This window comes from Variovorax sp. KBS0712, assembly GCF_006323185.2.
GTDB classification, from domain to species: Bacteria; Pseudomonadota; Gammaproteobacteria; order Burkholderiales; family Burkholderiaceae_C; genus Variovorax; species Variovorax boronicumulans.
Window position 1 is genome coordinate 552,460 of sequence record NZ_VCCD02000002.1, and the last position, 23,092, is coordinate 575,551.

The 23,092-nt window shown below is 60.2% G+C and carries 27 protein-coding genes; 22 read left to right on the forward strand and 5 right to left on the reverse strand.

The window, feature by feature from the left end:
* Window positions 1–219 precede the first annotated feature (219 nt).
* The 3 genes from FFI97_RS19455 (at window position 220) to FFI97_RS19465 (ending at window position 1,795) form a co-directional block, all read left to right on the forward strand.
* The gene (locus FFI97_RS19455) at window positions 220–690 is read left to right on the forward strand and encodes a hypothetical protein (protein WP_139702622.1); all 471 of its coding nucleotides are present in this window, start codon (window positions 220–222) and stop codon (window positions 688–690) included.
* A 20-nt stretch (window positions 691–710) separates the two neighbouring features.
* Window positions 711–1,079 carry a hypothetical protein gene (locus FFI97_RS19460; RefSeq protein ID WP_139702621.1) on the forward strand — a complete coding sequence of 123 codons (369 nt, stop codon included), beginning with the start codon at window positions 711–713 and terminating at the stop codon, window positions 1,077–1,079.
* A 266-nt stretch (window positions 1,080–1,345) separates the two neighbouring features.
* The gene (locus FFI97_RS19465; RefSeq protein ID WP_139702620.1) at window positions 1,346–1,795 is read left to right on the forward strand and encodes a hypothetical protein; all 450 of its coding nucleotides are present in this window, start codon (window positions 1,346–1,348) and stop codon (window positions 1,793–1,795) included.
* Between the two features lie 20 nt (window positions 1,796–1,815).
* Here FFI97_RS19465 and FFI97_RS19470 read toward each other — a convergent pair whose 3' ends face one another.
* A complete protein-coding gene (locus FFI97_RS19470) occupies window positions 1,816–2,904 on the reverse strand; it encodes a helix-turn-helix transcriptional regulator (protein WP_139702619.1) in 1,089 nt (362 codons plus the stop codon).
* A gap of 560 nt (window positions 2,905–3,464) precedes the next feature.
* Here FFI97_RS19470 and FFI97_RS19475 point away from each other — a divergent pair.
* The 4 genes from FFI97_RS19475 (at window position 3,465) to FFI97_RS19490 (ending at window position 6,854) form a co-directional block, all read left to right on the forward strand.
* Window positions 3,465–4,166 carry a hypothetical protein gene (locus FFI97_RS19475; RefSeq protein ID WP_139702618.1) on the forward strand — a complete coding sequence of 234 codons (702 nt, stop codon included), beginning with the start codon at window positions 3,465–3,467 and terminating at the stop codon, window positions 4,164–4,166.
* 406 nt (window positions 4,167–4,572) lie between these two features.
* Window positions 4,573–5,634: a hypothetical protein gene (locus FFI97_RS19480; protein WP_139702617.1), complete on the forward strand. Its 1,062-nt coding sequence runs from the start codon at window positions 4,573–4,575 to the stop codon at window positions 5,632–5,634.
* 148 nt (window positions 5,635–5,782) lie between these two features.
* On the forward strand, window positions 5,783–6,151 hold the full coding sequence (locus FFI97_RS19485; RefSeq protein WP_260685059.1) for a type I restriction endonuclease subunit M: 369 nt from the start codon (window positions 5,783–5,785) through the stop codon (window positions 6,149–6,151).
* 1 nt (window position 6,152) lies between these two features.
* Entirely contained in the window at window positions 6,153–6,854 is a 702-nt protein-coding gene (locus FFI97_RS19490) for a hypothetical protein (protein ID WP_144004486.1), read from the forward strand.
* A gap of 113 nt (window positions 6,855–6,967) precedes the next feature.
* Here the strand turns inward: FFI97_RS19490 and FFI97_RS19495 are convergent, their stop codons facing one another.
* On the reverse strand, window positions 6,968–7,450 hold the full coding sequence (locus tag FFI97_RS19495; RefSeq protein ID WP_260685060.1) for a helix-turn-helix domain-containing protein: 483 nt from the start codon (window positions 7,448–7,450) through the stop codon (window positions 6,968–6,970).
* Between the two features lie 135 nt (window positions 7,451–7,585).
* Here FFI97_RS19495 and FFI97_RS19500 point away from each other — a divergent pair, with 135 nt between their 5' ends.
* The 6 genes from FFI97_RS19500 to FFI97_RS19525 all read left to right on the forward strand — a co-directional run bounded on the left by FFI97_RS19500 (window position 7,586) and on the right by FFI97_RS19525 (window position 10,996).
* Window positions 7,586–7,942, forward strand: coding sequence for a DUF4190 domain-containing protein (locus FFI97_RS19500; RefSeq protein ID WP_139702615.1), 357 nt, complete (start codon window positions 7,586–7,588; stop codon window positions 7,940–7,942).
* A 25-nt stretch (window positions 7,943–7,967) separates the two neighbouring features.
* Window positions 7,968–8,384, forward strand: a complete 417-nt coding sequence (locus FFI97_RS33640; RefSeq protein ID WP_185993666.1) for a zinc ribbon domain-containing protein — start codon at window positions 7,968–7,970, stop codon at window positions 8,382–8,384.
* A complete protein-coding gene (locus FFI97_RS19510) occupies window positions 8,381–9,202 on the forward strand; it encodes a hypothetical protein (RefSeq protein WP_139702614.1) in 822 nt (273 codons plus the stop codon). Before FFI97_RS33640 ends, FFI97_RS19510 begins: the two co-directional genes overlap by 4 nt.
* 145 nt (window positions 9,203–9,347) lie before the next feature.
* Window positions 9,348–9,899 carry a hypothetical protein gene (locus tag FFI97_RS19515; protein ID WP_139702613.1) on the forward strand — a complete coding sequence of 184 codons (552 nt, stop codon included), beginning with the start codon at window positions 9,348–9,350 and terminating at the stop codon, window positions 9,897–9,899.
* A 158-nt stretch (window positions 9,900–10,057) separates the two neighbouring features.
* The gene (locus FFI97_RS19520) at window positions 10,058–10,498 is read left to right on the forward strand and encodes a helix-turn-helix domain-containing protein (RefSeq protein WP_139702612.1); all 441 of its coding nucleotides are present in this window, start codon (window positions 10,058–10,060) and stop codon (window positions 10,496–10,498) included.
* Window positions 10,499–10,546: 48 nt separating this feature from the next.
* On the forward strand, window positions 10,547–10,996 hold the full coding sequence (locus tag FFI97_RS19525) for a GNAT family N-acetyltransferase (protein ID WP_139702611.1): 450 nt from the start codon (window positions 10,547–10,549) through the stop codon (window positions 10,994–10,996).
* Here FFI97_RS19525 and FFI97_RS33645 read toward each other — a convergent pair.
* Window positions 10,988–11,356: a hypothetical protein gene (locus tag FFI97_RS33645; RefSeq protein WP_185993667.1), complete on the reverse strand. Its 369-nt coding sequence runs from the start codon at window positions 11,354–11,356 to the stop codon at window positions 10,988–10,990. The two genes, FFI97_RS19525 and FFI97_RS33645, sit on opposite strands and share 9 nt — an antisense overlap.
* 391 nt (window positions 11,357–11,747) lie before the next feature.
* Here FFI97_RS33645 and FFI97_RS19535 point away from each other — a divergent pair, with 391 nt between their 5' ends.
* Window positions 11,748–12,317 carry a hypothetical protein gene (locus tag FFI97_RS19535; protein WP_139702609.1) on the forward strand — a complete coding sequence of 190 codons (570 nt, stop codon included), beginning with the start codon at window positions 11,748–11,750 and terminating at the stop codon, window positions 12,315–12,317.
* A gap of 98 nt (window positions 12,318–12,415) precedes the next feature.
* Here FFI97_RS19535 and FFI97_RS19540 read toward each other — a convergent pair whose 3' ends face one another.
* Window positions 12,416–13,129, reverse strand: a complete 714-nt coding sequence (locus FFI97_RS19540) for a phage holin family protein (protein WP_139702608.1) — start codon at window positions 13,127–13,129, stop codon at window positions 12,416–12,418.
* A gap of 970 nt (window positions 13,130–14,099) precedes the next feature.
* Here FFI97_RS19540 and FFI97_RS19545 point away from each other — a divergent pair.
* The 8 genes from FFI97_RS19545 (at window position 14,100) to FFI97_RS19580 (ending at window position 22,102) form a co-directional block, all read left to right on the forward strand.
* Window positions 14,100–14,816: a sigma-70 family RNA polymerase sigma factor gene (locus FFI97_RS19545; protein ID WP_139702607.1), complete on the forward strand. Its 717-nt coding sequence runs from the start codon at window positions 14,100–14,102 to the stop codon at window positions 14,814–14,816.
* Window positions 14,813–15,448: a hypothetical protein gene (locus tag FFI97_RS19550; RefSeq protein WP_139702606.1), complete on the forward strand. Its 636-nt coding sequence runs from the start codon at window positions 14,813–14,815 to the stop codon at window positions 15,446–15,448. The genes FFI97_RS19545 and FFI97_RS19550 overlap by 4 nt, the downstream gene beginning before the upstream one ends.
* A complete protein-coding gene (locus tag FFI97_RS19555; protein ID WP_139702605.1) occupies window positions 15,445–18,768 on the forward strand; it encodes a UvrD-helicase domain-containing protein in 3,324 nt (1,107 codons plus the stop codon). The genes FFI97_RS19550 and FFI97_RS19555 overlap by 4 nt, the downstream gene beginning before the upstream one ends.
* Before the next feature lie 103 nt (window positions 18,769–18,871).
* Complete coding sequence (locus FFI97_RS19560) at window positions 18,872–19,369, forward strand: hypothetical protein (RefSeq protein WP_139702604.1); 498 nt, start codon at window positions 18,872–18,874, stop codon at window positions 19,367–19,369.
* A gap of 10 nt (window positions 19,370–19,379) precedes the next feature.
* A complete protein-coding gene (locus FFI97_RS19565) occupies window positions 19,380–19,838 on the forward strand; it encodes a hypothetical protein (RefSeq protein WP_139702603.1) in 459 nt (152 codons plus the stop codon).
* Entirely contained in the window at window positions 19,795–20,310 is a 516-nt protein-coding gene (locus FFI97_RS19570; protein WP_139702602.1) for a Mov34/MPN/PAD-1 family protein, read from the forward strand. The genes FFI97_RS19565 and FFI97_RS19570 overlap by 44 nt, the downstream gene beginning before the upstream one ends.
* Window positions 20,307–21,704, forward strand: a complete 1,398-nt coding sequence (locus tag FFI97_RS19575; RefSeq protein WP_139702601.1) for a thiamine biosynthesis protein ThiF — start codon at window positions 20,307–20,309, stop codon at window positions 21,702–21,704. Before FFI97_RS19570 ends, FFI97_RS19575 begins: the two co-directional genes overlap by 4 nt.
* Before the next feature lie 47 nt (window positions 21,705–21,751).
* The gene (locus FFI97_RS19580; protein WP_144004487.1) at window positions 21,752–22,102 is read left to right on the forward strand and encodes a hypothetical protein; all 351 of its coding nucleotides are present in this window, start codon (window positions 21,752–21,754) and stop codon (window positions 22,100–22,102) included.
* Between the two features lie 5 nt (window positions 22,103–22,107).
* On the opposite strand, the gene FFI97_RS19585 is transcribed toward FFI97_RS19580, so the two are convergent.
* Window positions 22,108–22,710, reverse strand: coding sequence for a poly-gamma-glutamate hydrolase family protein (locus tag FFI97_RS19585; protein WP_139702599.1), 603 nt, complete (start codon window positions 22,708–22,710; stop codon window positions 22,108–22,110).
* Window positions 22,711–23,092: the final 382 nt, after the last annotated feature.

Consider the following 23,092-nt stretch of genomic DNA (forward strand, 5'->3'; position numbering starts at 1 on the left):
TTGCTCTCGGTCATCGATTCCAGAAATGGCGAGTCATTTTTTTGAGCCGAGTTGTCATCAATTTGAGTGATGCGGGTCTCAACTCAGCTCGACCAGAATTTCCCATCTCTTCGAGTCAACCATGCGGCGCCTCTTCGTAAACACGCTACTCGCGGCAGTCCTGGCCTCCCAGCGCCGATTGTTGGCAGCGTTGTACTTATGGCGGATGTTGGACACGCAATGACCCTTGGAAGATTCGCCTCAGCTTCAGTTGGTGCTTCGCTGCTCGCGATGCTCCTTTCCGCATGTGCGAATGGCCCAAGTGTTCAACTCACTTCCGCGACAGGCGATGAGCTTCAACGCGCAAGCAGGCAGCTTGGCTCAGAAGAACTCCAGCAACTCGTCCGGCCGGGTTCCAAAGTAGTGCGTCGCACTCCCGAGGGCTACTTCCACTTCTGGACAAATGAGCCAGACGGGACTTTCGTGTCGCATACCGAGAGCAGCTTCTTCTGGGGAAGAGGCAAATGGCTAGTGCACGACAACACCTACTGCGTTCGGATCGAATGGAACTCCAAGGACTTTGGAAGAACGGTCAACGAAGCCTACTGCTACGGCATCTATGCGAAGGGCGACCGGCTCTTCCAGGGGCCACCGATGATCACCCCGGCCATGACATCCCAAAAATTCGGGGAGATCCGATTCAGCAACTGATTCTTCAACCAAGGAGTTCCATGAAAAATCTTATCGTCTCGGCGTTGATTGCAGCTAGCGCAAGTGCCTTCGGGCAAACGCCCACCGCTTTTCCATCTGACGCTCCGATTCCCAAAGCTGCGGAGATTCATGATTTTGTGAAAGACAAGACGTTCACATCAACGCGAAGCGATGGGGTAACAGGAAAGTTCAACTATCGAAGCGACGGGAAATTCGATGTGATCTACACCAGCTTCAAGGAGTTCGGAGCTTGGAAAGCGGATGATGGAAACATCTGCGTCGATGATCCGATCAATGGCAAGGCGTGCAACCAGGTCCGCATTACCGGCAATGAGCTTCTCTATCGGCGCAACAAGAATGGAGAGATTCTGACGCTGAAGCCCAGTTGAAATTTAAGCTGAATAGTCTCGCCCGCATGTTCACGATGTCTCAGATTCGCGCCCCATTAGATGGGTAGTCATTGCGATTTTTGGTAGTTTTCAGAGAGATGCAAATTTTCGAGCACCAGCTTTTTTGGCCAAGTCAGCTTTGAGGGAACAATGCATGTTGAAATTGATTTCTCCGGTCCTTGCAAGGCAAGAGGTGTGATCAATTTTGGTGATGCGAACTTCCACTCGAATTGATCAGAATTTTCCATATCCTTCGAGAAATCACCATGCAACGCTTATTCCCAAACATATTGGCGGTCGTGCTCTTGGTCGGTTGTGCGAATGCACCTCCCTTGGCGTCCGTACCGTTGCCATCGGACATCGCGATTTCTGTCCCCGACAACAAGCTCCCGGCCGAGCGGCGTGCTTTCTCCGGTAAGTGGGCGGGAAAGTGGCGCGGTCTCGCAGGCGGGCAGCAGCAAGAGACGGTGCTCATCGTGGAGAACCTGACGGCAGACGGAGCCACGGTGGTCTATGCGCAAGGAGACCATAGCCGGTTCCCCGCGTTCTTTCGGCGCACCCAGGCGCGGTTCGTCGGCGCTAAGCTGAATTTCTCTTTCGAGCAACGGGCACCCGTTTCCTTCAGCTATGAACTCCAGCCAGACGGAACGTTGAAGGCTGAATCAATGTCCAGAGGATTCACGGCGGTCTCCACTTTGAGTCGCGTTAACTCGTAGGCCGGCCGACCAGCATGCCTTCAATGCCGAACATTTAGTGCAGTTCGGACCAGATCGACTTGCCTTGAGCAATCCATCTTGATCATCAACGTCGCTACCTGCTTGCGCACGGTATGGATGGAGACGCTGTTGCTCTCGGCATAGTTGCTTACCGAAAGCCCCGAGGCCAACGCGTGCAAGACCCGCGCCTCGGCCAGCGTGATGCCGAGAGGTTGCATGAGCCGCTCGGGCGACGCCACTGCTTGCTGTCCAGCGCGTCGAAGTCGAATGAAAACCAATGGCTCGCGCCCTATGCGAAGCAAAGGGTTCGCGCACACTAGTTCTAGATGAACTGGTAGACCTGTACGGCTGTCTCGGAAAACAAGCTGCTGTACCTTATCGGTGACGCCTGCTACAAGCAAACTCGCCTGTAATTGCGCACGATCTTTCGGATCGGGATGAGAAATTCGACCACCCGTAACGATGACGCTGCCGCGCGAGTCGAAAAGCTCCTTCGCCGCCGGCGATGCATGCACGATCTGTCCCGAACTGTGTGCCAAGCAACTGGCTTCGGCTAGGGTGTCAAAGGCGTGATCAGTGGTTGCCAACCATGAGGCCGCGTGAGCGCGCCGCCGTTCAACGGCTTGTTGGAGCGCCTGGGTATAGGTGCGAATTCTTTCACCGGCAAGGAAAGACGACAGTCCATCCCATGCCGACTCCCGCTGAAACCCCAAACTGGTCCGTCGATCAGGGCTGTTTTCGATAATGAACGAGTAGAGCTGCCTCATGCGGTGTTTGCACATGAAGTCGACGTAATAAGCGCTGCGTTGCCGTCTTTGTTCTGGAAGAAGGATCTGCGTGTCGAGCCAAGTACCCGGAGGCTTGACTACGCTCGGTAGCGTCATCACATCTTCGGTATGAAAATGCCCCGCATAGTCTCGGACCGCTGCCGCGTCCGCACCCGACTGCTGTACGTCGACGACACTTTCGCCATTGAAGACGATGAGTACGGCTGCATCGCTTCCGACCAACCGATTGGCCGTCGAAAGAACAGAGTTCCAGGGGGGCGATTGCTCCGAGAGGCCGCGAACAGCTTCTAGTGCCCTGCTCAATTCCGTATCGGGTTGCATGGGAACTTCCCTCCTACATGGAAATGATGCCCTAAGCCGCTGTGGCACGCCACTCAGTTTGCCTGTTGCGACCTAGCTCATGCGATCGGCTTTCGAGCCGGCCAAAGAGCCGCGGCCTTCATGAGCCTGCCTCCACGCGGCCCGGCTCAATGGCCATAGGCCCTATGCGTAACTCAAAGGCGTGCTCAAGCGGCTTGGTGAGCATTCCGTAGTGGTCAACGAGAACGCGGCCCATGAAGCATTCACGAAGGCCGATGCGATCGGGGGAGTGGCCTAAGGCTGGGGCAGCCTGGACCGATCGAACGGCAGATTTTGACTCGCAATGCGATGAGGTTGAGCTGCAAAGCATTCGTCAGGAAATTGGCGTGCCGGTGTTCTTTTCGTATGACAGCGCATCCTAGAAAGATTTGATATTTCTCTTCAGAGCCTTCGTTTCTTTCCGTTTCCCGGCGCGACTCAAGCATGTGCGAAAAATGAGAGGGAAATGGGCGGTCCATAACGAATATTGGGTATGACATGGAGCGCGCTTGCTGTACTGTAGGCGGTCGATGGAGAGAGCCATGGAACCGTATACAACCAGTCTGACTTGCAATAATTCCCGACTGAATTCCCGCCAAGCACCGCTTGTGCTCATCGCTAGGTCAATTCGCTCGAGTGTCGGTCTAGTTGCAGGAGCGGTGTTGGGGGGCTGTGCTTGGGCACAAGTACAAGCCCCCCAATACAACTTGGAGGACACTTGGACATACGAGCGAATTGATTCACTAGGCGTCCGCACCGCCTATACCGAGACTGTGAAGAAAATCGGAGACCAGTTCATTGGCGTCCGCATTGACCCAGAAGGAAAAGCAAGGCGCTATTCCTTAACATTCAATCCGATTGACAGCCAAAGAAACGAGATTGAGCGCGTCAGGTTTCCACTTTTTGTCGGGAATAAATGGAAAACGGAACACGAATGGAAGAATAGCATCGATGCAGGTCAAACCTCATCCAACTATAAAGTGGAAGCAGAGGAGGAAGTAGTAGTTCCGGCCGGTACCTTCAGGGCATTCAAGATTACCAACTTAGGTTGGATAGATAATCAAACCGCACCAGTTGGCCCACTCGGAGGAAAGACGAAGGCCGAGTACACCTATTGGTACGCTCCAGCTGCAAAGCGTATTGTCAAGTACGAGGGCAAGCACTTGAAGTGGGCGCCACCCAACTACATTGAAACTTGGTCGTCAAAGTATGAGCTGAAGTCTTTTAAGATTTCCGGCGAATAATTTAGAAGGTCTTGTGGTTGGAATTTCATCGAGCGAGCAAATTTTCTTTATAGAGGGGCGATAGCTCCAATAAAAACTACCGTCTCATTTTCAATTGGTTGGAATTAGTTTCCATTTTATTTTATTGGATTTTGTGGTAGAATAAAGAAAACAGTCGGATTTTCTCAAAATCCACTGTTCTCGGCTTAAAAATGGCGTTTTTTAAGCGGTTTTTTGATGATTTTTGAACGGTTTTCGAGTCCGCGACCAATTCCGCCGGCTCGGAGTGAAAGCCTGGTCGTCGGCGGCTTTCTACCGTCGCTTTTCACTCTCCCTGATCGTTTCTGACCGCTTCGTCGGCTGCCTTGTCGTGGCCGGTCGCTAGCGCGTCTGGCGTCCCTCTTTCTCACTCACTCCTGGAGCTTTTATGACCGACATCTCGTCCGGTGGCGTAGCCGTGCCTGAAGCATTGGTTGCTGCGCCCCTTGTCCTGCCCTTTACCGTGCCTGAGCACCCCAGCAATGTGGCGTTTCGCCAAGCTCAAGCGGCCCGGATGCTTCAGACCCTTGGCATGAATCTGCATCGCCTGGTTGATGGAGATGCTTTCCAGCGGGCAGCGCGTCATGTCCAGAACTTCTTTGCCCCTGAGCTTGGCATCGCCAACGCCCGTACTTGCTCGTTTGATATCCCACACTTCCTGCTGGCTGCCGACCACCCTGCCGTACCATTGATTGACCCGGTGTCGTTCACCGCCGAGATCGCGGCCTTAACGGTGCCGGAGCCGGACGGCGAAAGCGCCGTGGCTCGAAATCTCGCCTGGCTGACGGAGTTGCTTCATCTGACCCCGGTCGAGCGCAAGCTCTTGCTCTGGGCGTACTGCGCCGAAACGCAGCACCCGGCCGTGCTCACTCGGGTGCTCGGATGCGTGCCGTGCGAGAACTGGGCTGATGTCATCGAAACGCTGTCGATCCTGCTGGAAGAGCCGGTCATTGCGGTTGCCGAATCTCTGGTCTTGCCGTGTCGACTGCAGGCCATGCGCTTGATCCTGACGGAGACCCAACGCGCGCCGTCGAACCTGCACCGGTGCCTGGAGCCCAGCGACACGTTGGTCGAAGTGCTGGAGACGGTCCACCGATCCAAGAATGCACTGCTCTTCGACCTGCTGGAGCCGCGGCTGTCGCACTGGTCGCTGCAGCCGCAAGACGATGTGCCGGATGCAGCGCTTCTCGAGTGGTTCGAGCAGCCGGTAGCAGACGCGTTCATCGCCAGCTTGAGCGGACGCCCGTTGAGCACGGCCAATATCTCGGCGGCCATCACATGGCTCACCGGCTGGCAGGTGCCGGATGCGCAGTGCGAGCCGCTGGCTGGCCATCTGCCGTTCGACGCCATTGAGCGGACGGTCCAACGCTGCTTCGTCGAACACGGCCGACGCAATGAGCCGGTGACGGTGCTGGCATTGATGCAGGCGTTGTATGCCGCTGCCAGCTAGTGCGCCATCCGGCTTCCCGAACAAGCGGTCTTTCAGGCCGCTTTTTTTATGTCTCGACGTGTCCATACGGTCTGTAGATCGAAGGCCGGCACACGTCCATTCCGATTACTTCATCACCTCCATCGAAAGGAAAATCATGTGCACTCTCTTGGACCCCAACATTCGCAAGCACCGTTGCACGCCAGCGGCACCGCAGAACGTTCAACCGCTGTTCGCGCTCGGCCGAACACTGGCAACGCCAGGCGCTCTGGAACTGCTGGAAAAACATGCAATCGGCCCCGCATGCTTGCTGGTGCGACATCAGAGCGGCGATTGGGGTGACGTCTGCACGGACGATGCGGCGAGCAACGTGCTGGCACTGGCCGACGGTGGCCGCATCTTCTCCGTATACCGGCTGCTCGATGCCGCGACGCTGGAACGTATGACCGAGCAAGAACGGCGGCGCACGCCGACCGTGTGGTGCATCACCGAGGTCGACCGGTCGAGCACGACGCTTCTGTGCCCCAACGAGTACTGACGTGGCGCGTTCGACGAACAGCAGATTTCGCGTTCAGCGATACCACGCGGCGCTCACTGTCGGAAACGTGCTGACGACCAAGAGCCGGCGTCTCGATCCGGTTGCGGTTCACATACGTCAAGGCGAGATGGATAGTGCTTGTGCATTGCACTGCCTCGCAATGGCGTTCGTGATTCTCGACGTAGCGAAGAGGAGCGCGCTGCTTTCCATGGCTCACCGGAAGTACGGCGTGGCGGCAGACCTCTATGCGGTGCTGGGAGATAGCTGGCTTGAAGGTGCGTACGCGCAAGACGTTGTGGACGCGCTTGAAGCGATGGAGTTGCCGCTCACTGTCCGGTCAGCGGACGGCTTCGACCACGGAGTCGATCTGTTCGCCGTCGAGTCGCTCTTGAAAGGACAGCTGACCCTGATTGCGTACGAGAGTTTCAAGGACGGCCGATACCGTCACTTTTTGCTGGGCGTTGGATGCGGCGGCCACATGCTCGGCCAGAAATTCACGGTCGATTCGCTGCTGGTGCTCGATCCGTCAGCCGACGCACTGCCGTTCTCATGCTGCAACGGGATGCTGAAGATCGACCGACCAATCGACTTCAAGCGCCGGCGCAAGTCGGTGGAGTGGCGTTACGAAAGTGCCGGTCACAGCGAGCCGGTGAGGTTGATGTCTGCGATCTCGGTCGTGCGCAACGACGTCGTGCTGTGCTAACCCCCTAGGGGTCCCGTGAGTTGGGCTGGGCTGTGGTTCCTATCGCGATATGGCTGCTGGTTGTCTACAAGACAACTCGGAGCTTGCGGACGTTAGATGGAGTCCGCACAGATTCAAGACTGCTGTGCCTTCCGGCGCGAAGTGCTGGTCGGAGTGGTGGGGCGCGCCTCTTGCTGTGCCAGCTTCTTCTTTCGCATCGTCTCGGCGCGTTTGAGTGTCGCGGCGGAAGGTGGGCGTGGCTCGTGAGACGCCTGATTGGCTCTTCGCTTCTTGCCATTGGTCATACCGGACGGAGGCAGTGTGTGCGCGATCCCCGCGAACAAGTCGGCCATGGTGATCTGCAGACACCAACACAGCGTGCCCAAGCTGTAGAGCGACGGATTCGTCGCTCCCCGCTCGCACAGGGAAACGAACGTTCTGTCCATCTCTGCGGCAAATGCAAGGTTTTGCTGAGTCAGACCGCGCTCCTGCCGGATGCGCTTCAAGTTTTCTCCTAGCGCCAGCGACAGAGGATTTCCCGTCAGCGACGGAGCGGCTCTTGCCTCCGACGAGGTGACGGCGAGGTCGCTGGATGTCGCGACTTTTGAGGGTTTCATGCTCCCCAGAGTCGTGATTCAGACTTGCTTGGTATGCGTTATATATGATGCGTTTTGTAAACCTCATGGGAAAACGGGCAGTGCCGCGAGGTGCCGGCCGGCTTCCTGACCTCACACAACTGGAGGAGAAATCAAATGACAGGTCTTGTGCACTGCCGAGGGTGCGCCCAGCGGCTGCACGCCGAAGCCGCCGCGTGCCCCCATTGCGGCGCTCCGCAGGCCGGCGCGACGCCTGACATCGTTTCGAAACCGGCCGGCAGCCCGGTTCTGGCCATCGTCTCGTGCGTGCTCGGCGTTCTGACGCTTTTGGGCCTCCTGAGTGACGGTAGTCCGGCCGATCGCGACGAGCTGCTCGGCGGCTTCTGTCTTTCTCTCATCGCCATCGTCTGTGGCGCTCTGAGCATCTATCACCAGAAACCCGGCCGCACCGCCGCCGTGGTCGGTCTCGTGACAGCAGGCATCGGTCTGCTGGTCTGTCTTGGCAGTTTTTAACCACCGAAAGAAGAGGAGAACTTCAATGTCAACGTTCGTGCATTGCCGCGGCTGCGGCGCACAGATTCATGAAACGGCGCCGACGTGCCCCAAATGCGGTGCGCCGCAAGTCGTAGCTGCTGCGACCGGAGCGACCGTAGCCGCACCGTTGGCCGGTACGCCAAGCGCATATTCTCTGGTGCCGTGGTACCGCCGCCGTTGGTTCGTGATCACGTCATTTCTGACGATCCCTGCGGTCACCGGCTTGATCGCGCTGACCGGCTCGATGCACTACGACGCCAAGGGATCCGTGAAGACGTTCCCCAAGAATTTCAAGACCGGCATCATCATCACGTCGGTGTACTACCTGTACACGCTGACGACGCCGATCGGATCGACGCAGCAGATCCTGTGCTTCTTGATGACGCTGGTCATCTCGCTGGTCATGGGGTTCAAGCGATGAGCACGCTCAAGAGCTGGAGGCGCTTCGTAGCGCCATTGGTACTGGCAGGCACGGCCATGCTCGTTGGCTGTACTGACGATTCTCTACCTACCTGCATGGACCCGACAGCTCAGAATTTGCTCAAGAAGATTCTGGTCAACTCGGTCGCGAGGGGATTGGACCTTTCTACTCGTGAGCCCGGTTGGTTGGAAAAGGTCGAGAGGGCGACGGAGGTCAAGTTGACGATGGTCCGAACGACCGGAACCGATGAGGAGTACCGCAAGCGCAGTTGCGCAGCTCAGCTCCAGATGATTGTGCCGAGCGGCACCGAAGTCTCGTCAGTCGAGTACACGATTCAGCAAACCGACGACAGGAAGGACCTGTTGGTCGAGATGAGGGGGCATGACTACCTCGTGCTGTCTCTCGGAGTAATGACCGGCGATGAGGCGTTCAAACGAGCGATCGCTAACATGCCTGCTCAGAAGCAGCCGGCCACGACTGGCGCCGCGCCTTCTGCTCCGTCGACCCCATCGACGCCTGCTGCCGCTGCGCCATCGGCTCCCGCGCCAACAGCGACGGGGCCAACGAAGACGGTCGCGGATGCCACGCTGATCTGGCTCAACTGCGAGGACCTGTGCCACCTCCAGTACAAGACGGTGCAAGGCGAGTTGAAGTCGGCACTCTGTACTGAAGCTCCGATCTGTCGCGAGTGGGCGGAGAGTCCACCCGAGTTCAACAAGCGGATTGGATCGCGCGCAACGTTAACGCTCGGCAGCCAGTTCGTACCCGAAGGCGGTGTGACGCTGGACAGCCTGCACGGGATTGAGTGGAAATTGTGACCGCCGACGCGAGACGGCGTGGCGATGCGCGCTAGCAGAGAGGCCTCAGCCGCACCGGACTGCGCGACAGCGTCTGAAGTCTGAGAGATTGCGAGAATACGCCAGACGCAACGCCAACGACACCGACCACTTGAAGTCAAAACGTATGCCTGACGCCCTTGTCAAGACTGCCCATCGTTCTGCAATTCAGCTCGAAATTCTTGAAGTACTTGAGCGTGCGGCGCGCATGTACGTCGAACAGGGCGATCCGAACAGCGATCTCCGTGATGCGCCGGAATACTTGATCAACGTCAATCTCGCGCAGGGCTTGGTCGCAGCGTTTCCGACGTTGAGATTCCGGTTGGAGCATCCCGCAGCCATGTATGAGAACTCGGCTCGGCAGACAGTGGATGCTCGGACTGCGATTGGCAAGGACACTGCTCGCTTTGATGTCGTGTTGCTGAACAAGCAGACAGGGATTCCGCGCTACATCATCGAGGTGAAGCGCGGCACCAAGATCATCGGTGACGCGCAGCGCATCATCTCGATGGCGGCTCTGAACTCTGGCCGTAAGCGCTGGCATCACGGCTACTTGGTGACGATTCTTCGACGTTCAGAAACGGAGGTCGCGCGGATCGTCAAAGAGCTTGCCGAGGAATTGAGGCAATCCGATCCACGAAGAGCGCAGAGCTGCCGGATCATCAGCAGGTCATTGTGAAGTGCATTCACAAACGGATCGGGGATTCGCGCCAAGAGCCCAAGACCAAGGCGATCTATGGCGTGGTGTTCCAGGTCTCGCTGGTTGATCGAACCGTCACTGAAGCTGCCGAGGAAGCGGAATTCGACGCTTAAGGTATTGGCCTGCACAATGCGTGCATGCCAAATATCGCATCCATTCTGAAATCCGAAATCTCCCGCGTAGCTCGCAAGGAGGTTCGCACAGAGATCGAAACGCTCAAGAAAGCATCGGCACAGCACCGTAGTTCGATTGCTGCGCTGCGCCGTCAAATCGACAGCTTGGAGAAAGTGCTTCGGCGGGTCAGCAAGGGCTCGGCGCGAGTGCGGTCCGCACCGGATACGACGGAGCCGGCCGAGCAGGGGACGGCACGCCGTTTCAGCGCCAGTCGGTTGGCCGCGCACCGCAGCAAGCTCGGACTGTCTGCTGCGGCCTACGGCAAGCTGGTGGGCGTCTCGGGTCAGACGATCTACCACTGGGAGCAAGGCAAGGCTCGACCACGCGCCGCTCAGCTCGAATCTCTGGCTTCGGTTCGGAGCTTGGGCAAGCGGGACGTAGCGCAGCAGCTTCAAGAGGAGTAGAACTTCCGACGCCCTCCAGCGCGCCCCTCGGCCATTGGACAGCTGAACATGCTGCCGAAATACAGTCTGCGTCTTGCTGGCACGCACGATTCGCCGTTTTGCTACGACGTTCTGGTGCAGTCAATGAAGACCTATGCGCTTCAGACGTGGGGAGTCTGGCCTGAAGAGGAAGCACGGTTGGCGCAAGCGACAGATTGCGCGGCTGGGCGCATGCGCATCATCCAACTTGATGGGGTGGATGCCGGGACACTTCGAGTCGATGTCTTGCCGAACCATCATCAACTCGAACAGCTATATCTGCTTCCGCAATTCAGGGGCAAGGGTCTAGGCTCTGCTGTTCTTGTTGACCTGCTGGCTTGCGCGAGCATCAAAGGTTTTCCGATGCGACTTCGCGTTCTGCGGGTCAATCCCGCCCAACATTTCTATGTCAGACATGGCTTTCGCATCGTGCTGTCCGAGCCCGAGCGATTGCACATGGAGTGCGATCACTCATCTTGATCCGGGCGCCGAGTGAATGCGACGGAAATTGATTGAAATCGGGTTTTCCCTCAAAGAAGGCTGTAGGCGCTCGGTCAGGCTTTCGATGACCAACAGGAAATCTTCGATGAACTGAGGAAAAGTTGCTCCAGGACTTCCTCCCATGAATAAGGTATCCCGATGGGGTCGCGGACTGATGCGTAGCATGAGAGCATCGCGAATACGCTGTCCATCAAGTACGGGGAGAGCCGGGCGCCCGATCCAGCTCGGCATGAGGAGGCAAGAATTAATGAAAACAGCAATGCTCGCTATCCTGCTTACCGCCGCTGCCAGCAGTTCCAATGCGGGGCCTCTGGCGATGCCGGGCGGCTTGGTGTTCAACGTTACCGGCGCTTCATCGGCGCCGATTCTCGAGGCGGCGAACCGATCCGGTAGTCGGCGTGTCGGTGGAAGCCGTAGCGGCAAGGGTAGTCACTACGTCGGCGGTCGCCGCAGGTAAGTCCATCGGGCTGAGCACGGCCGTTCGGCGCGACGCGCCACCGGGGGTTGACTTGCGCATACCTGCACGCTAGGCCTGCGTACAGAGTTGATAGCAATCTCAGTATGACCAGGAGCGGGCCTCTGAGATGGGCGAAGAATTTGGCACGACCGCAGCGACGGGTCGATGAGCATGGCAACATCACGGGCGAGTCCCAAGCCTATGAAGTATTGCCTTGAGTCCTAACCTTTACAAGGTACAGCAGCCACGCCCAACCATGGACATTCGCATCAGATGCAGCGCTTACTACCTCTCTTGCTCTCGGCGATTCTGATGGCGGGTTGCGCAACCGGAATTGGTGGCGCAGAAGATCGAAAAATTTCGACTTCAATGGTGCTGATCGTGCTTGATCGCCCCTTTGTCTACTACGGCACAGGTGACGCAACAGGGCAATCATCTAGGTACACTTTGGTTAAGGGTACTTACCAACCCCTGTACCAAGATGCCAAAGGAACCTACTTCATCGGTCCGGGCCATTGCCTCGGCATCGAGGCTGCGAGCGCAGATGCGGGCGCGTTCGAAAAGTCCAAAGCCCATCGGTGCGGAATCTATGTTCCATCGCTCTCCGACAGTAGCCCTCATGTCTACTACTACCCGTATCAGCAAGTCCTTGTCGACGGGAATATTGGCCAGATAGCAGCGAATTCAATTCCAAACATGTCCCCCATTGCAGCCGGATTGGGCGCCGGGATTGCAGAGGGCATCGTCGCGGGTATCGCAGCTTCGCAGGCGGCGGAATTTCGAATCTTCGAGCGCCAACCGCCCGCAGGCGCCCTTCAGCAGGCAATTTCTTACTTGCGATAGGCAAAAAGGGGCGAGCTCGCCTTGCGTAGGATCACTGTCGGCCACGACCAGTCAGTCGCATTCCCGGTCGCTACGACCGGTCCTTGGCAGCGGCCATTTCATGGCAAGGTCTGAAGCACGAGCCTCTCGCCGCTACACGCTTTTGTGCCGCCGCTTTCGAACGTGCCCGTAGAAAAGAATCGAACCCAGCCAGCCACTTGATCCGGATCGACTGACTGCGCGTGGCCGGAGACCTTACGGAAGATGAAGTGCGTGTATCCCTTGCTGCTTAACGCGATCGCTCCATCACGCACTTCGAGGTTACCCTGCTTCAGGTGATAGCTCACCATTTTTTCGCCAGCAATGCGTTTCATTTGCTCGCGCGACATGGTGCCGCCGGCGAACATCTTGGTGACTGTCATCCACGCGTCCGTGTACGAAAAAAGAGCCTTCCCCGCTGTGGGGCGTAGCGTCTCGTCCAGGAGTGCGTAGATCTCTCTGCTCCTGGCTTTCGGCTTGGCATCAACAAAGGATCCAGCAGGAAGCCTTGCTCTCGCCCGTTGCACGTACCTCTCGGCTGATGGCTTCATGGGGGCGGGTGGTTTGGAGAATGCGGCTCGCAGTCGCCTCCAGATCGCAAGAATCAGGTAGAGCAGGGCGATCGCACCCATCAAGGCCGCTGCGATGCCGTAGAGCCACAGGACTGGACCTCCCCAGGCAAGTAAAACCCCGGCGGCGAGAAATAGCATGGGGATGGTGAACAGAAGCGTCCGAAGTCCATCCAGAAAGATGGTGGCGACGCCGACGGCCAAGTTGTCCAGTTCTTCCTGCATGTAGCGGTCTCCACGAGGTTTTCGCCATTCCAGCGCGACTTTCCCCAAGCATCACGCGAAAGAATCGTCGCAGCAAGCACTAGCGCGATGGTCTGCGGAATCAGCAGCGAGTCGCAATGCCCCGTTCCCGCCTTCACCCGCCGGCAGATTGCGTGGCGACGGCCCTGCCGCCGCGGTTGGATCGCTTTGGGCGGCGCCTGTACTTTGCCAGATCGACCGCGAACGACAGCAAGCGTTGGCCTACCTGCCGTTAGGCGGCGGAGGGCGACCGACAGGACCGGGCCCTTCGCGGTGGCATCTCGACCGGCTAAAGTCGGCCAATTGCGGTTGGTCGCGAGAGGCGGCTTTCGGGCAAGCCACTTTTGCCTTCTTCCAGACGCAGGACGTCTGCCTCAGCGGCTCCGAGCGTGATAGGGAAAGAGGCGGCCGGCGAACCTTGTTCTTCGCTGTGGCGCCCTCCCACCAGTCGTCTGACGGACCGGGCGACCCGAAAACCCGTCAAACGCCGTCGCTGGGCGGTCGGAAGCTCAAACCCTTCCCCGCCGTCTCGCAGGGCGCTTCTTGAGCGTGGCCAGCGTCTCTGGCTTGTCTCGGTCGAACTCATCCATGCCCAACATTGCCCACAGGTTGGCGACCTCGGCTGCCGCGGCGTCCAGGTCAACCTTCGGAAGAGAGGTGCATACCTAGATTGTCGCAACGTCGTCCATGACGCGCCCACAATGGCTGAGGCATCGCGAACATCGACGGAACCTGGTCCCAAAACTGGCTCGCCCCATGCACATGTAACGAAGAGTTGTCGCATACTGGGCTACCGGAAGTCCGCTGCCTTGGGGCGAGCCTTCGCGGGTCATTTCACCCTGCTACGGCCGGCGGTTTCCGATTTCCGGCTTCTCTTGCGACTTAGCCATGTGAGGGGGCCATCCCCTGAAAAGCCGGGAGGGGGTGTTCGCATGACCAACGGAAAAGAACGATGTACACACGAGAACCTGACGCGGTCCTAGAGGCCCTCGATGACCGCTCTCTGCGGGCCAGGCTGGCGCGCACCGACTGGGAGCACGACCCGCTCTTCGTCACCGACGAGCAGGTCTTCAGCCTGTTCAGGCGAGCACGCGCCAAGGACGACGCGGTCAGAGTCGGGCTTTTTGCCGAGGCGTTCAACGAGCGCCTGCTGGGGCGGTCGCGCAAGTTCGTCCTCAGGGCGCGTATCTTCCCGGGGCTCATCGACGACCTCAAACGGGCGACGCACGAGCTTGCCTCCTGCATCTGGGACCAGTTGCTTTCGAACACCAATGACGCAGTGCATGCGGAGAAGGCGTTCGGACAGTTCTTTGAACGGCGGGCCATTAGCTTCCAGCGAACCCTGCTGTCAAAGAAGCGCAAGATGCAGTCCAGCCTGGACGCCGATGAGGATGATGAAGACGAGGTGGTGTCGGCGACCGACGACCTCGAGGAGCTGCAAGACCACAACACACCGGACCTTCTCGCTACGAGGCAGCAGGCGTTCGAGCGCGCGAATAACCGCCTGCTCGAAATCCTCACGGAGAAGGAATACACCACCTATACGCTGCTCTACGGCGCCGACTGGCAGGTCCAGGAAGTAGCCGCAGCGCTCAAGGTGACCGTCAAGAGCGTGAACAACTACAAGAGAAGCGCGCTCGCGAAAATCGACAAGGAGTTCAAGCAATGACTACGCTCAACCGGAGGCTTTCGCTCGACGAAGTGCTTGACGAGTTCTTCTACTCGGCGGACAAGCCGACCCCTGTCCAAGTGCTTCGCGCATGCGAGGCGCACCCTGAGTATCGCGACGACATCGTGGAGTTCGCGGCGCTCTGGACTGCTTACGAGGCATCGCCGGAACCCATCGAAGACGCCTCGCTTCCGAAGGTGACCACCGACGATGTGTCGCGGCTGCACAGCTACGTTCTCAATCGCATTCACGAGCTTGATGGGAAAGCGGCGCAGAGCACTGACCTCGAAGCCACGAAGCGCGCCATCTCAACCTTGGCCGGAGGCAAGCTGGGACGAGCTGCGACCGCCGCCGGATTCGCCAGCTCGCTGCTCATGACCAAGGTGCTCACGACCATCACCAACGTTCCGCCCAGAGTTATTCGCGACTTGGCGAAGCATCTGCACGTGGCACCAGCAGACCTGCGTCAGTGCATCGGCCCGCAGTTCGCGGGCGCAAGAAACTACAGCTCAAACCGCCAGCCCGATGCGCCTGGCTTGGAGACCTGGGAAAGTGCAGTCCGCTCCCTGCCAGAGAGCGAGGACGAAAAGAAGCGGCTCCTGGGATTTCAGACGGAGGACAACGCTTCGTGACACCCTTTCATCGCGCGCGTGAGGAGGCGAGACGGTTTCGTCAGGACCTCTTCGGGGAAACTGCCGAAACTGGCATTGCCTCCAAGGCAATCATTGATGCCGCCGCCAGCGAGGACGCTGAGGATTTCCAGATTTCGGACGCCAATCCATCAGACAAAGCGCTTGGTGGCGCCGATGCTGTGCTGGAGGTCAAGTTCCGCCAGATAGTCGTCCGCAATGACGTATCTACAGGCGAGCGCGCCTTCCTCGTCGCCCACGAATTCGGGCATTGGAAGCTCCACCACGACGGGCACGAGGGCTGCCACAAGGTCGTCGACTCAACCCTGAAGCCAGAGGACGGCGACACGTTCGGCGCCCAGAAGGTCGAGGCCTACGGCGCGCGGGAGCGTGCCGAGCTGCAGGCCAACATCTTCGCCCGCGAGCTGCTGCTGCCCAGAGATGTAGCCCGGACCCTGTTCCTTGCCGGTAAGACGGCGGAACAGCTCACGATTGAACTCGACCTTCCGTTAGAGCTGGTCCGGCAACAGCTGCTCGATGGCCTGCTGCTTCCAGAGCCCATGGAAGAGCAGTCCGCGCCACCCAAGTCCATCACCCCAACGGCGGAGCAGATGGCGGCGGCCCGGTCCAAGGCCACAACGTCCTTGGTGAAGGCAGGTCCAGGCACCGGCAAGACGGCCACACTGCTGATGCGGGTCCAACACCTGTTGGAAACAGGCACGAAGCCAGAGGAGCTTCTGCTACTGACCTTCTCCAACCGAGCGGCAAGAGAACTGGTGGACCGGCTACAACAGCTGGGCGTCGAGAACGCGCATGAAATGTGGGTCGGCACCTTCCACGCGTTCGGGCTGGAGTTCCTGCGAAAGAATTGCGAACAGTTCGGACTGAAATCCCGCTTCGGAGTCGCCGACAAGATGGCCGAGATTGCGGTGCTGGAGCCACACATCTACAGCCTGGGCTTGCAGGCGTTCAACCCCTTGGGTGACCCCCTCGACTGGCTGAAGACCGCCGTGGAAGCCATCCAACGAGCGAAGGACGAACTCGCAGACGCCGCCACCTACGCTGCAGCAGTGGAGAAATCCGCCGCTGACACGCCGGCCGACCTGCTTGTCAAGCGACGCGACGTCGCGAAGCTCTACAGCTGCTACGAGGAGAAGACCGAGGCCAACTCCAGCCTTGTGGACATGGGCGACCTCGTGATGCTGCCCGCGCTCGCGCTCACGCACAACTACGACAGCTTCAGGGCCAGCGTCGGTCGATTCAAGCACATCCTTGTGGACGAGTACCAGGACGTCAACCGGGCCAGCGCCCAGCTCGTGAAGGCCCTCGCCGCCCACGCAGAAACGCTCTGGGTGGTTGGTGACGCCCGTCAGGCCATCTACCGCTTCCGCGGCGCATCCATGCGCAGCATCGTCAACTTCGGCGACGACTATCCCGACCACGAGCCTTTTCCGCTCAACGAGAACCGGCGCAGCTACGAAGAGGTCGTTCGAGTCTTCGAGCACTCGGGGCGCGCGACCCACCCGCTGCAGCTCATCCTTCCGCTCGACGATGTAGAGCCTGCCCGGGGCGCGAGCGGCGTGAAGCCTCGCCACGTCAAGTGCGCCACCACAGACATTGTTCGCGGTGAGGTTGCGGCCAATGTCGCCCGCATTCACGGACTCGGCGTCGCGTACAGAGACCAAGTCGTACTGGCTAGTACCCACGAAACCTGTGGCGACACGGCCGATGCTCTGAACGCAGCCGGCATTCCTGCCCTCCACCTTGGCGACATCTTCCAACGCTCAGAGACCAAAGACCTTCTGGCATTGCTGCAGGTCTTCATAGACCGGTCTGGCAGCGGCTTACTGCGCATCTCGCGGTTGCCGGGTCTAGAGATGCCCGTGGCGGACGTCGACCTCATCCTCAGCTGGCTCGACAGCTCTCGACCAGAACCTCTGTCCTGGCTGGATTCGCCGCCGCCCGGTCTTTCGGCCAAAGGCACGGCGGCCCTTCTGCGTTGGAAGGCCGCCTTCCAAGGCCTTGCGTCGAGAGACTCGCCTTGGGAGGTCATCTGCACTCTGCTGCTCGACCGAACAAGTATCCTCGCGCCGCATCTGGCGGGAACCAGAATACTCGACATCACTCGGCGCATCGCCTTGTGGCAGCTCATCTATTTCCTGCGCGTGCCTGATGGTGGCCACGCGTATCAGACCGTCGGAAGTTTCATTTCTCGCCTGCGTCGACGCCTGCGTATCGGCGATGACCGCGAGCTACGCGTTCCGCCGCCGGAGGCCGACAGTCTCGACGCGGTAGCCGTCATGACCATCCACGGCAGCAAGGGGCTCGAGTTCGAGGCAGTCCATCTTGTCGACATCGACATCAAGCATTTCCGGATGGGCACAGACCCCGACCTAGTGCCGGAGTCGCTGTTGCAGTCCCTTCAACACCGCGAGAACTTCGAGGAAGAAACTGAAGCCTCGAACAAGCTATACGTCGCACTTTCGCGGGCACGCGAGCATCTCGTCTTGTATGAATGCCAAGGCGCGTACAAGGCGCAATGTGTGAGCGCAATCGAGCACGCAGCCCATCTTCTCCAGCCTGTTCAAGGGTTCGCGACGGCACCCAAGGCGGTCATAGCCAAGGCCAAGGCCACAGGCAGCCATCAGGCTGGGCGCTGTGAGTTTCCCGGCTTCATGACCTACATGGTCTGCCCAAGGCGCTACTACTACGACTACGTCAAGAACCTCAAGCCGGCATCGGGGCTCCACCCCGCGGCCCTGATTGAGGGCGCGGTGATGCGCGAGCTCTTCGTTCCCTACGGGGCAGACCCTTCGGTCGCTGCCGACGATGTCGAAAGGACGCTGGCATCACTGGGGCACGCCTACAAAGATTCGCTTTCTCACCTGCGTGCGTACGCAGATGGTCTGCTGTCCGCAGGACGCAACCTGATAAGCGCACAGCGCGCCGCGATGGCCAAGCCGTTCCAAGTCACGTGTGCGGGGCTGCAAATCAACGTGACGGCGCACAGCATTTCAAGTTCTGATGGCACCTACACAATTCACTTCGTCCGCACCAAGCCCTCGGGCAAGCTCGGCCGACAAAAGTCTGCAATCCGCTGGATGCTGAAATACCTCGCCGCAGCCAACACGAACCTCTCGTTCTCCGCACGCCTCCACCTGCTCAGCACTGGGGAAGAAGAAACGCTATGGCCGGACAGCCCCAAGTGGGACAACAAGTTCGCCATGGCAGCGGCCGAGGGCCTGCTGGTTGGCAACTTCGAGGCACGCCCGAACCAGTACGAGTGCCCGAAGTGCCGGCACTTCCTGCATTGCCCGGCCTGAGCCGCCTCCGTTCACACGCTTCCGATTTCCAGGCCGTCCTGCGACTTACCTAGCATGAGCAGCGCATCCCGCGCAGCTCACCTAGCTGGAAAAGGAAGCAGAAATGCCCACCCGCGTTTATATCCAGTCGGAGTTCTTCTCTGACATCAAGTTCGTCGAAGTCAACGACGAGGCCACCGTCGCTGAGTTGAAGCACGCCGTTCTGGCGTTGCTGCCGCCCGGCACCGACGCCTCTGACCTGGCGCTCTCGGTCGAGGACGATGACGACGACACCCACGGCCGCGCGACCCACGTCAAACACCTCAAGAAGGAGCATGGCGTCCGCGTGCACCTCCACCGCTGCAAGCAGGTGGAAGTGCAAGTTCGCTTCGGCGCCGAGGTCGTACACCACAAGTTCCGCCCGGCGACTACCGTCGGCCGCGTGCGCCTGTGGGCCGGCGAGAAGTTCGACATGGCTCCGGGCGACATCGCCGAGCACGTCCTGCAGATTGCCGGCACGACCGAGCAGCCCGACGTGGACATCCACATCGGCACGCTGACCAAGTGCCCGCAGTGCTCGGTGACCTTCGACCTGGTGCCCGCGCACCGCATCAACGGCTAAGGGGCGAGGTGTGGCACCGGACGAGCAATCGCTGCGTGCCGACCTCGCGTCGGCGCGCTTTCTTTCGGGCGAAGACCGCAACCGCTGGCAATTCAAGAAGCTGGAGTGGCCCTTCGCCTACATCAACGTCATCGCCCGCGACCGGCGCGAGTACACGCTGCGCCTGGACTGCAGCGGCTTCCCGACGACGCCGCCCACGGGCACGTTCTGGGATCTGTCGACGAATAGCAAGCTGACTTTCGACAAGTGGCCCCAAGGCGGCGAGCGCCTGCAACTAGCCTTTAAGCCCGGCTGGAAGAACGGCGATGCGCTCTACATCCCCTGCGACCGCGAAAGCATCGTCGGCCACGACTGCTGGTTCGCCCAGTACCCGCAACTCATCTGGAAGCCCGCCAAGGGCATCAGCCACTACCTGGAGGTGGTCCATGAACTTCTTCAAAGCCGCGACTACGCCTGCGCCCCTGCTTGAGTTGCCGGCCGCGCTTTGGGCGGAGCTGATGGCCCACCTGCGTGCGCAAGGCGCCGGCGTCCGCGAAAGCGGCGCCTTCCTCCTTGGGCGCAAGACTGACGCCGGCCGCATGGTCCAGCGCTTCGTGCCCTACGAGCAGCTGCAACCCGACGCGTTCAGCAACGACTACGTGTCCCTGAAGGCCGACAGCTTCGCCAAGCTCTGGGAGGTCTGCCGCGCCACCGGCATGACCGTCGTGGCCGACGTCCACACGCACCCCTTCGGGCCCGGCCAGAGCCATTCGGACCGCACGAACCCCATGGTCGCGTTGAAGGGACACATCGCCCTCATAGTGCCGCGATTCGCCAAGGGTAACCCGCGCCCGTGCGACCTCGGGCTCTATGTCTACCAAGGCAACCATCACTGGGCTTCGTATTCGGGCTCCGATGTCGACCGCCTCCTGCGACTTACCGATGTTGGAGTTTTCCAATGACCGAGTTCAACGCTGATTCCATGCACCGGCTGGCCAAGATGGCCCTGGACGCCGGCGAGGTCGCCTCTCCCGAGGAGGCTGTGGCGCTGTTCTCCCGCTACCGGCTGCGCATCCACCTCGGCCATGGCTGGGCCAACACGCTGGCCGGCCAGGCCTGCTTCTTGACCGCGCTGAATACGGCCGTGCGCGCCTTCCTTGGCGGCGTCGAGGTCTACGGCGACCTGGGCTTCACGCTTGACGTCCCGCTGTACCAGGGGCGAGGCGCACGAGCCGTCGCCGAAGAGCTGGGTGCGGCCGTCGCCAACAGCGCCACCACGAATCTGCCGACTCTCGTGCTCGGCGCCGCCCCCGAGGGAGCGCTGCCGGCCTTCTGCGTTCAGCTCAGCTGGGACCACTGGCGCTTCGAGATTACGCCCGTCAGTGCCGGCGGCGGGCTGCCCTGCGCTGACGACAATTCGCTCGCCGGCATCGGCGCCGCGGCGCTGGGCGTCAACGAGGCCTTCATGCATGTCCGCGGCGACCTGGCCGAGGCCGGCCACCGCAGTGTCGGCATGTCGCTCTGGACCCCTCTGGCTGTTGCCGACTGGCGCGACGACGCGCATGAGGGTCCCGAGCTCGCCTACCTGCCGAAGTCTCTTTGGCTGGTCGGCCTGGGCCATCTTGGTCAAGCCTATGCGTGGACGCTGGGTATGCTGCCGTACCCGGTCGACGGTCGCCCGCACCTGGTGCTCCAGGACTTCGACAAGGCCGCCAAATCCAACCTCAGCACCTGCTTGCTACTGTGGTCGGCCGACCTGCTCAAGCCGAAGGTCAGGGCAGTGGCGAGCCGCCTTGAGGCTGCCGGCTTCACCACCGCGCTGGTCGAGCGCCGGTTCGGCCCTGGACATCGGGTCGTCGTCGACGAGCCGACCACGGCGCTCTTCGGCGTCGACAATGTGGCCGCGCGCCGCGACCTCGATACGGCCGAGTTCTCGCTGGTCGTTGAGACCGGGCTGGGCAGCGGCTACCGCGACTTCCGGAATATCCGCCTGCACACCTTCCCGGGCTCGCGTCTGCCGTCCCAAATCTGGACGGCCGAATCCACCGCGCAAGCCACCGCCGAGCTGAACGACACCTACAAGAAGTTGGCTGACGAGCGCAACGACATCTGCGGGATGACGCTGCTGGCCTCGCGCGCCGTGGCCACGCCTTTTGTTGGCGTCCTGGCAGCGGTGCTGGCCTTGTCCGAGGTGATTCGCCCGCTCCACGGCGGCTTGGTCTACTCCACCTTGGACGTGCAGCTGAAGAGCCTGCGTCATCGCACTGGCGCAGCACCTGCCCCCTACCAAGGGCTACAGACGGCCTTCGTTCAAGCCGAGAAGCGGTCGGCCGGACCCGCGCAGGAGGCCGCGTGAGCAGGCGTCCCTACCGCCGTCGACGCCGCGACAGCCTTTCCTCTGCGGTGGACGACACCGCACACATCGCCGCGAGGTTCGGCCCCGTCGGTGCCCTCTGGACGGGCGTGATTGGCTTCGCCGTCTTCTACGCGGCGTTACCGGCTTGCATGATGGCCTGGATCGCGGACCGTAAGGCCACCCTGAAGGGCCCAGCCGCGGCGGCCTTCGCGAACTTGCTGGACCAGGTCATGTGGCACCGCTTCATATCGCCCTGTCAGTGGGCCGGCGTCGCCATCCTGTTGGTGTGCTCGGCCATCGCCATCTGGAAGCACCTTGGCCAGGCTGACCTCGATGGCGACGACGTGACCTTCCTGAGCGCTGCGTCGAAAGCCGTCAGCCGCTTGATTGGGCATTGAACGCGTCAGGCGCCGATGCCGGCTGCTTGCATGAGCACCCTACGAACCGCTCTCACGACGCCGGCTACGGCATCTGGTGATTCGCGCAATGCCTCCGTCAGTTCCAGCTGCACACCGGCCTTGCTCTTGCCCTGGTTGCAAATGTTGGTTGAGGCGGTGCCGGTGAAATCGTGCCCCTCTAGCCTGGCCCGGACGCCCTCCGCTTCGAGGGCTTCAGCGATAAGCACCGCAAGCGCTTTGTCACGGCCACCGAGCAGAACTTCCACCTCACCTTCCTTGCAGCCATGAACGGTAACGACCTGGTCGCAGTCAGCTATGAGCTCAAGGCACTTTCGCTCGTCAAAGTACTCGCTGGTGAGATGCAGTGCCTTATAGTTATTGGACTTCCGAATACCCTCGAACAGGTAGCAGGAAAATTCCTGGCCAGCGATGTCCGATGCAATCTGCGAGGTCGGCGGTTCGATAGCACCGCCGTGCGGCGCTACCACTGCGATGTGCGGGTGGAGGCCGGACCGCTTCTTGATGCTGTAGTCGACGCCTTCCTTGTAGGCCGCCGCCAAATCCGCAAAAGACTTGAAGGTCTTGGCGAGGACGAGAGAGGCGGCCATCGGCCCAGTTTAGTCGCAGTCCCCAGCTCAGTCTTCCGCACTGAAGTTCCCCGTCGCAACCCCATTGCGCCCAGCACGCTTGACCGCAAGCTGCGTCTCATCTGCCACCCGCATCAGTTGTGCGAAAGACCTTCGAGGGACAGTATGTGCCGCGCCGACGCTGACCGTGAGCAATGCCCGCCAGTAGCCATACTTTGTCGAGTTGGAGCCGGGCCCGCGATGACCCGCCGGCCGCAGCTCGTCGAACTTGCGGTCGCGCTCGAACCGCGAGCCAGCTTGCGGGGCCTTCGGTTCTGCGGCGGCAACTGCCGGTCGCATGCATCTGCGCCGACCGGCAGGTATCGGGCAGGACGTTTCGAACGTCGACTGACTCCTGTGGGCC

Excerpts from the sequence above, each read along its gene's own strand:
- FFI97_RS19570 (WP_139702602.1), top strand. The coding sequence starts at position 19,795 with ATGAACTTCTTCAAAGCCGCGACTACGCCTGCGCCCCTGCTTGAGTTG.
- FFI97_RS19550 (WP_139702606.1), top strand. The coding sequence starts at position 14,813 with ATGACTACGCTCAACCGGAGGCTTTCGCTCGACGAAGTGCTTGACGAG.
- FFI97_RS19575 (WP_139702601.1), top strand. The coding sequence starts at position 20,307 with ATGACCGAGTTCAACGCTGATTCCATGCACCGGCTGGCCAAGATGGCC.
- FFI97_RS19455 (WP_139702622.1), top strand. The coding sequence starts at position 220 with ATGACCCTTGGAAGATTCGCCTCAGCTTCAGTTGGTGCTTCGCTGCTC.
- FFI97_RS19460 (WP_139702621.1), top strand. The coding sequence starts at position 711 with ATGAAAAATCTTATCGTCTCGGCGTTGATTGCAGCTAGCGCAAGTGCC.
- FFI97_RS19470 (WP_139702619.1), bottom strand. The coding sequence starts at position 2,904 with ATGCAACCCGATACGGAATTGAGCAGGGCACTAGAAGCTGTTCGCGGC.
- FFI97_RS19545 (WP_139702607.1), top strand. The coding sequence starts at position 14,100 with ATGTACACACGAGAACCTGACGCGGTCCTAGAGGCCCTCGATGACCGC.
- FFI97_RS19475 (WP_139702618.1), top strand. The coding sequence starts at position 3,465 with ATGGAACCGTATACAACCAGTCTGACTTGCAATAATTCCCGACTGAAT.
- FFI97_RS19540 (WP_139702608.1), bottom strand. The coding sequence starts at position 13,129 with ATGCAGGAAGAACTGGACAACTTGGCCGTCGGCGTCGCCACCATCTTT.
- FFI97_RS19510 (WP_139702614.1), top strand. The coding sequence starts at position 8,381 with ATGAGCACGCTCAAGAGCTGGAGGCGCTTCGTAGCGCCATTGGTACTG.
- FFI97_RS19525 (WP_139702611.1), top strand. The coding sequence starts at position 10,547 with ATGCTGCCGAAATACAGTCTGCGTCTTGCTGGCACGCACGATTCGCCG.
- FFI97_RS19480 (WP_139702617.1), top strand. The coding sequence starts at position 4,573 with ATGACCGACATCTCGTCCGGTGGCGTAGCCGTGCCTGAAGCATTGGTT.
- FFI97_RS19515 (WP_139702613.1), top strand. The coding sequence starts at position 9,348 with ATGCCTGACGCCCTTGTCAAGACTGCCCATCGTTCTGCAATTCAGCTC.
- FFI97_RS33640 (WP_185993666.1), top strand. The coding sequence starts at position 7,968 with ATGTCAACGTTCGTGCATTGCCGCGGCTGCGGCGCACAGATTCATGAA.
- FFI97_RS19495 (WP_260685060.1), bottom strand. The coding sequence starts at position 7,450 with ATGAAACCCTCAAAAGTCGCGACATCCAGCGACCTCGCCGTCACCTCG.
- FFI97_RS19535 (WP_139702609.1), top strand. The coding sequence starts at position 11,748 with ATGCAGCGCTTACTACCTCTCTTGCTCTCGGCGATTCTGATGGCGGGT.
- FFI97_RS19585 (WP_139702599.1), bottom strand. The coding sequence starts at position 22,710 with ATGGCCGCCTCTCTCGTCCTCGCCAAGACCTTCAAGTCTTTTGCGGAT.
- FFI97_RS19520 (WP_139702612.1), top strand. The coding sequence starts at position 10,058 with ATGCCAAATATCGCATCCATTCTGAAATCCGAAATCTCCCGCGTAGCT.
- FFI97_RS19560 (WP_139702604.1), top strand. The coding sequence starts at position 18,872 with ATGCCCACCCGCGTTTATATCCAGTCGGAGTTCTTCTCTGACATCAAG.
- FFI97_RS19500 (WP_139702615.1), top strand. The coding sequence starts at position 7,586 with ATGACAGGTCTTGTGCACTGCCGAGGGTGCGCCCAGCGGCTGCACGCC.
- FFI97_RS19465 (WP_139702620.1), top strand. The coding sequence starts at position 1,346 with ATGCAACGCTTATTCCCAAACATATTGGCGGTCGTGCTCTTGGTCGGT.